The following is a 6,731-nucleotide window of genomic DNA, read 5'->3' on the forward strand; positions in this document are numbered from 1 at the left end:
TTACGTTTTCATGTTGAACATGCTGATTTGGTGGTTGTGGCAGTTGGTAAACCTAACTTTATTCCTGGTGAATGGATAAAACCTGGCGCTATTGTCATTGATGTCGGTATTAATCGCCTTGAAAACGGTAAAGTGGTTGGTGATGTTGATTTCGCACAAGCCTCTCAACGCGCGGGGTGGATCTCCCCTGTTCCGGGTGGTGTAGGTCCAATGACTGTAGCGACTTTGATTCAAAATACGTTGCAAGCCTGCGAAGAATATCACGATCCTGATATAGGAAATAATTAATCAATGGAAACATTTCAATTAGATGGTCACCCCTATGTAGAACTGTGTGATCTATTAAAACTCCAAGGCTGGACAGAAAGCGGAGCCGCTGCAAAAAATATTATTGCTGAAGGCCTCGTTTGCGTTGATGGTGAAGTAGAAACACGTAAACGCTGTAAAATTACTGCCGGTAAAGTCGTCACACTCGGTGAGTTTGCTGTCACTGTCAGCAACTAGTTCAGCTAATCATACTCGTTACTCAAGCGTTACTCTTTAGTAACGCTTTTTTTATCTTTCTACCCTTTTTTTACTAAACACGCTATTTTTCGAGCTTTTATTTGAGCCTGTAAAATTAGTGGACTAATCCATTGATTTTAAATTGATTTAATTGCATCAATTTAAGATAATAATAGTAGGTTATTATTTTTGCTATTCATATCAGTGATAATACTTTATCTCGTTTCAGCACATTAACGCTTTGATAAAGAATAAGTTAAATATTGATTACATAACCTATTATTTTTTATATAAATAATACTTAGTCGGCTAGTAGCAAGAATTTCAGCAACCTTTTCCGTTGGATAATTTTTACGTATTAATAATCGCTTTAATATGCTAAAACGTGATTTAGATCTAACTTTTCCTTTGTTTTATTAGGCAAAAGAACATTGTTTATACTAAATTAGACATTATAGTTTGAAACGATTCAGCCTGATAATAAAGTATGAAGCGTTATTTTTAATTTTTATGTTGTATTTGATCCTTAATCTAATAGGAGTTCTTATGTTTAACCTACCAATCCAAGGTGTCTCTCTGCTTTTCTTGCAACAGAAAAGTGATACCTATGATTTTACTACAGGTAAGGTACAAGCATGAGACGTCGAGTCGCTACCATTACATTAAATCCTGCTTATGATCTTGTGGGATTAAGTACCCCTATTGAATTGGGTGAAGTTAACCGAGTGACAACAGCGGGATTTCATGCTGCCGGTAAAGGTATCAATGTAGCCAAAGTATTAAAAAGCCTTGGTATTGATGTCACTGTTGGCGGTTTTTTAGGTAAAGAGAATCAAGATGGCTTTCAAAAAGAGTTTAGTGAAGCCGGGATTGCTAATCGCTTCCAAATGGTTGAAGGTCGCACACGTATCAATGTCAAACTAACTGAACCCAGCGGTAAAGTAACTGATTTTAACTTTTCAGGGTTTGAAATCACTAAACAAGATTGGACTCGTTTTGTAAATGACACACTCAGCTGGGCGGGTCAATTTGATATGATTTGTGTCAGTGGAAGTGTACCACCTAGTATTGATTTAAATGATTTTACTGCTTGGATGAAACGACTACGTAGCGAATGTATGTGCCTTATTTTTGATAGTAGCAGAGAAGCATTTGTCGCGGGGTTAAAAGCGTTACCTTGGTTAGTAAAACCCAATCATCATGAACTAGAAATTTGGGCAGGTAGACCCTTACCTGAGCTTTCTGACGTGGTACAAGCTGCCCATGAATTACGCCAGCAAGGTATTGCTCATGTTGTTATCTCGTTAGGTGAACAAGGCGCTATGTGGGTTAACGCCTCTGGTGCGTGGATGGCAAAACCGCCTAAATGTGATGTGGTCAGCACGGTAGGTGCCGGTGACTCTATGGTGGGTGGGTTGATTTATGGTTTGATGATGAGGCAAACCAGTGAACATACCTTACGTCTTGCTACAGCAATTTCAGCTCTTGCCGTCAGTCAAACTAATGTTGGAATAACTGATCGTGAACAATTGGCAAGAATGATGACCGAAGTTGAATTAACGCCACTAAAAATCTAAAAAAAATATCGGATAATGATTACCCGATATTTTTGACTTTATCTGCTTTATCAATAGGTAGCAATATTAGCTATTACGACGCCATGTTGTACCTTGTGGGCCATCTTCTAATACAATTCCCATTGCTGTTAAAGCATCACGAGCGGCATCCGCAGCTGCCCAATCTTTATTCTTACGAGCATCATTACGTTGTTGAATTAACGCTTCAATTTTTTCTACTTCATCAGCATCGTCTGCTTGCGCACCACTTTGTAAGAAGTGTTCTGGTTGTTGCTCTAATAGGCCTAATACTTTGGCCAATTTACGCAACACCGCTGCTAAACCATTAGCCGCCTCCATATTGACGGTTTTTAAGCGATTCACTTCGCGTGCTAAATCAAATAATACAGAATAGGCTTCTGGTGTATTGAAATCATCGTTCATTGCTTCAATAAACTGCGCTTCAAACGCTTCACCACCAGCAGGTTGAGCATTTGCATCAGTGCCACGTAAAGAAGTATATAAACGCTCTAATGCGGTACGCGCCTGTTTTAAGTTCTCTTCGGTATAATTTAGTTGGCTACGATAGTGTCCTGATAATAAGAAATAACGTACCGTTTCAGCATCGTAATAGGCAAGAACATCACGAATAGTAAAAAAGTTATTCAGTGATTTAGACATTTTTTCTTTGTCTACCATCACCATACCGGAATGCATCCAATAATTAACATAAGGACCATCATGAGCGCAGGTTGATTGTGCAATTTCATTTTCATGATGCGGGAACATTAAATCTGAACCACCGCCATGAATATCAAAATGATGACCTAATTCTTTACCATTCATGGCTGAACATTCAATATGCCAGCCTGGTCGCCCTTCTCCCCATGGTGATGTCCAACTTGGTTCACCGGGTTTTGACATTTTCCAAAGCACGAAATCCATAGGATTGCGTTTTACGTTAGCGACTTCAACCCGAGCCCCTGCTTGTAGTTGCTCTAAATCTTGACGAGAAAGCAAGCCATAATCCGGATCGGTATCAATGGCAAACATCACATCACCATTTTCTGCTACATAAGCATGACCACGTTTAATTAATGTCTCGGTAAGAGCAATAATTTCTGCAATATGATGTGTGGCTCGTGGCTCTGAATCAGGGCGTAAGATATTCAATGCATCAAAATCTTTATGCATTTCCGCTAACATACGTGTCGTTAATTGTTCGCAAGTTTCATTATTTTCAATCGCACGTTTGATGATTTTATCATCCACATCAGTGACATTGCGCACATAATTCACATCATACCCTAAATAACGTAAATAGCGGGTTATGGCATCAAATGCCACAAATGTACGTCCATGACCAATATGACATAAATCATAAATAGTGATGCCACACACGTACATACCTATTTTCCCTTTATGGATAGGTTTAAATTCTTCTTTTTGTCGAGTAAGAGTATTAAAAATCTTTAGCATCAGAGGACGTTCCCATTTTTAACTGTACGTGTTGATTACGTATTTATGTATATAAAATAACGACTACAGCGATAAAAATAACCACATAACATTACCTTTATAAGGGTTTTAATGCCTAAACTCAAAGGTAATCCAATTAATAGTCTCTTATATTACTCTGCTCTGCGTTTATTTTCACTGTTCAATCGTTAACAGTAAGGCGCCAAATTGAGTTTATTGGTGAAATAATTGGCGAAAAATGTTTTCTATTACTATTTTCGCGCTTTTTAGCGTGAAAGTCGCCATGAACAAAAGATGAATACTGACTAAATAAGGTAACTGTGGTATAAAAAAACGGTCTATTGTTTCAGCCCACATCTGGGTAAAACTAAAATTATACTAGGATCTGAATATGGTTACTTTTCATACCAATTACGGCGATATCGTGATTAAAACATTTGCAGATAAAGCACCTGCAACCGTAGAAAATTTTTTAGATTACTGTAAAGAAGGGTTCTACGATAACACTATCTTCCACCGTGTTATTAATGGTTTTATGATCCAAGGTGGTGGTTTTGAACCTGGTATGAAGCAAAAAGAAACTAAAGCCCCGGTAAGAAACGAAGCAAACAACGGTCTTGCCAATAATCGTGGTACATTAGCGATGGCTCGTACCAACGATCCACATTCTGCAACAGCACAATTCTTTATCAACGTAGCAGATAACGACTTCTTAAACTTCCGTGCAGAAAATGCCAATGGTTGGGGATATTGTGTATTTGCTGAAGTTGTTGAAGGGATGGATGTTGTAGACAAAATCAAAGCCGTTTCTACTGGTCGCAGTGGTTTCCACCAAGATGTTCCTCGTGAAGATATTATCATTAACAGTGTTACTGTTAGCGAATAAGTAGCGCTTTTTATGTGCACCCTGTTTATTGCAGATCTGCATTTAAGTGAGCACGAACCGGCAATTACTGCCGGTTTTCTTCGCTTTTTACAAGAGCAAGCGATCCACGCAAATGCACTTTATATTTTGGGCGATTTCTTTGATTTTTGGATTGGTGATGATGATCCTAATCCACTACATCAGCGCATAGCCCAAGCATTAATGGCATTAAAAAATGCGGGAGTGCCCTGCTATTTTATTCATGGTAACCGCGATTTCTTAATCGGCTCTCGCTTTGCAAAAGAGAGCGGAATGACACTGCTACCACAAGAAAAAGTGCTTGAGATAGAGCAACATCGCATTTTAATCTTACATGGTGATACACTTTGCACCGATGATGATGCCTATCAACGCTATCGTAAAAAAGTCCACAATAAGTTTATTCAACGCTTATTCCTACTCCTTCCTCTGACCATTCGATTACGTATTGCTAAAAAAATGCGCTCTCGTAGTCAAAGTAGCAACCAATACAAATCTGAAGCGATAATGGACGTTAATGCTCAAGCCGTTATCAATACCTTTAAACAATTTAATACCCAATGGATGATCCACGGTCATACTCATCGACCGGCGATCCACACCGTCGACATTGATGGGAAACCACATTATCGAGGTGTATTAGGAGCTTGGCATACGGAAGGCTCAATGTTTAAAGTCACCTCAGATAAAATCGAACTGATCCAATTTCCATTTTAAATAGATGATACTTTTTCGGCTATTGTAGCATATTTTTCTTTACGCAAACGTTTTCCTTGACGTGTTAGCGTGATACTATCATGCTCAGTTTCTCTGGCTATATCCGTTTATGCTTACAGGAGCAGTTAAGTAATGTCTTCTCAAGTTGGTCTCAATACCTCATCCCCTCGTATCGCCATTGTGATGGGTTCGAAAAGTGACTGGGCGACAATGTGTCATGCCGCAGAAGTCCTAGACGCGTTACAACTTCCTTACCATGTTGAAATTGTTTCCGCACACCGAACACCGGATAAATTATTTCGTTTCGCAGAACAGGCCAAAGAGAATGGTTTTGACGTGATTATTGCGGGTGCTGGCGGTGCTGCACATTTACCGGGGATGTTGGCAGCCAAAACCTTAGTTCCTGTATTAGGGGTTCCTGTACAAAGTGCTACATTAAGTGGTGTTGATAGCCTTTATTCTATTGTACAAATGCCGAAAGGTATTCCCGTTGGCACACTGGCTATTGGTAAAGCGGGGGCTGCTAATGCCGCGCTACTTGCCGCACAAATTTTAGCATTACACTCTGCTGATATTTTTAATGCATTAACACAATGGCGAGCAACACAGACACAAGAAGTCCTTAATCACCCTGATCCAAGGGAGGCGCTATGAAGCCGGTTTGTGTTCTTGGTAATGGACAGTTAGGTCGAATGTTACGTCAAGCGGGTGAGCCATTAGGTATTGCGGTATATCCCGTGGGACTTGATGCTGAACCCGAAGCGGTACCTTATCAAAAGAGTATTATTACCGCAGAAATTGAGCGTTGGCCGGAAACCGCATTAACCAATGAGTTAGAGCACCATGCTAACTTTATTAACCGAGATATTTTTCCATTACTCGCAGATCGCTTACCACAAAAACAACTCCTTGATGAGCTTCATTTAGCGACGGCACCTTGGCAACCATTAACTTCGGCTGAGCAATGGCCTGAGCTATTCAATCAGTTAGGGGAGTTTATTATCGTTAAACGCCGTGTTGGTGGTTACGACGGACGAGGTCAATGGCGGATACACCCAGGTGACGAACAACAATTACCAGCCGAAATATATGGTGAATGTATTGTCGAACAAGGTATTCCTTTCTCTGGAGAAGTCTCTTTAGTTGGTGCAAGAAATCGTCAGGGGGATTGTGTTTTTTATCCACTCACTCACAATCTTCATCAAGATGGCATTTTACGCATGAGTGTTGCGCTACCAAATCCTCCCGAGGCATTACAACAATTAGCAGAGGATATGCTTAGCAAGATCCTCAATAAACTAAATTATATCGGTGTAATGGCCATGGAATGCTTTATTGTCGGTGATAAATTACTGATTAATGAACTCGCACCTCGCGTCCACAACAGTGGTCACTGGACACAAAATGGTGCTTCTATTAGCCAGTTTGAACTTCACTTACGTGCTATTCTTGATTTACCGATGCCCAAACCTAATGTTTGCCAATCGGCGGTAATGGTTAATCTTATTGGAACGGAGATCGACACCAAATGGCTATCATTACCTTTAGTTCATCTACATTGGTATGAAAAA

Annotated in this window: 7 protein-coding genes and 1 pseudogene; 7 read left to right on the forward strand and 1 reads right to left on the reverse strand. The window is 39.9% G+C overall.

From position 1 onward, the window contains the following. The 3 genes and pseudogenes from ACYUCW_RS17370 to fruK form a co-directional block, all read left to right on the forward strand. Positions 1–288, forward strand: a pseudogene (locus tag ACYUCW_RS17370) (bifunctional methylenetetrahydrofolate dehydrogenase/methenyltetrahydrofolate cyclohydrolase); the annotation flags it as partial. A 3-nt stretch (positions 289–291) separates the two neighbouring features. After that, complete coding sequence (ybcJ, locus tag ACYUCW_RS17375; RefSeq protein ID WP_004244244.1) at positions 292–504, forward strand: ribosome-associated protein YbcJ; 213 nt, start codon at positions 292–294, stop codon at positions 502–504. A 635-nt stretch (positions 505–1,139) separates the two neighbouring features. After that, positions 1,140–2,081, forward strand: coding sequence for a 1-phosphofructokinase (gene fruK / locus ACYUCW_RS17380; protein WP_004244246.1), 942 nt, complete (start codon positions 1,140–1,142; stop codon positions 2,079–2,081). Positions 2,082–2,147: 66 nt separating this feature from the next. On the opposite strand, the gene cysS is transcribed toward fruK, so the two are convergent. After that, positions 2,148–3,539, reverse strand: coding sequence for a cysteine--tRNA ligase (cysS, locus tag ACYUCW_RS17385; protein WP_004244247.1), 1,392 nt, complete (start codon positions 3,537–3,539; stop codon positions 2,148–2,150). Between the two features lie 391 nt (positions 3,540–3,930). On the opposite strand from cysS, the gene ppiB reads away from it, so the two are divergent. The 4 genes from ppiB to purK all read left to right on the forward strand — a co-directional run. Then, entirely contained in the window at positions 3,931–4,425 is a 495-nt protein-coding gene (ppiB, locus tag ACYUCW_RS17390) for a peptidylprolyl isomerase B (RefSeq protein ID WP_004244249.1), read from the forward strand. Between the two features lie 12 nt (positions 4,426–4,437). Beyond that, on the forward strand, positions 4,438–5,160 hold the full coding sequence (locus ACYUCW_RS17395) for a UDP-2,3-diacylglucosamine diphosphatase (RefSeq protein ID WP_004244250.1): 723 nt from the start codon (positions 4,438–4,440) through the stop codon (positions 5,158–5,160). Positions 5,161–5,292: 132 nt separating this feature from the next. Then, positions 5,293–5,814: a 5-(carboxyamino)imidazole ribonucleotide mutase gene (gene purE / locus ACYUCW_RS17400; RefSeq protein WP_036970009.1), complete on the forward strand. Its 522-nt coding sequence runs from the start codon at positions 5,293–5,295 to the stop codon at positions 5,812–5,814. Then, on the forward strand, positions 5,811–6,731 hold a 921-nt coding region (purK, locus tag ACYUCW_RS17405; protein ID WP_460409139.1), incomplete at its 3' end, for a 5-(carboxyamino)imidazole ribonucleotide synthase. The genes purE and purK, both read left to right, overlap by 4 nt.

The organism is Proteus sp. MB838 (assembly GCF_054767435.1).

Coding starts and splice junctions, on each gene's coding strand:
- purE (WP_036970009.1), top strand. CDS start 5,293: ATGTCTTCTCAAGTTGGTCTCAATACCTCATCCCCTCGTATCGCCATT.
- ybcJ (WP_004244244.1), top strand. CDS start 292: ATGGAAACATTTCAATTAGATGGTCACCCCTATGTAGAACTGTGTGAT.
- ACYUCW_RS17395 (WP_004244250.1), top strand. CDS start 4,438: ATGTGCACCCTGTTTATTGCAGATCTGCATTTAAGTGAGCACGAACCG.
- fruK (WP_004244246.1), top strand. CDS start 1,140: ATGAGACGTCGAGTCGCTACCATTACATTAAATCCTGCTTATGATCTT.
- ppiB (WP_004244249.1), top strand. CDS start 3,931: ATGGTTACTTTTCATACCAATTACGGCGATATCGTGATTAAAACATTT.
- cysS (WP_004244247.1), bottom strand. CDS start 3,539: ATGCTAAAGATTTTTAATACTCTTACTCGACAAAAAGAAGAATTTAAA.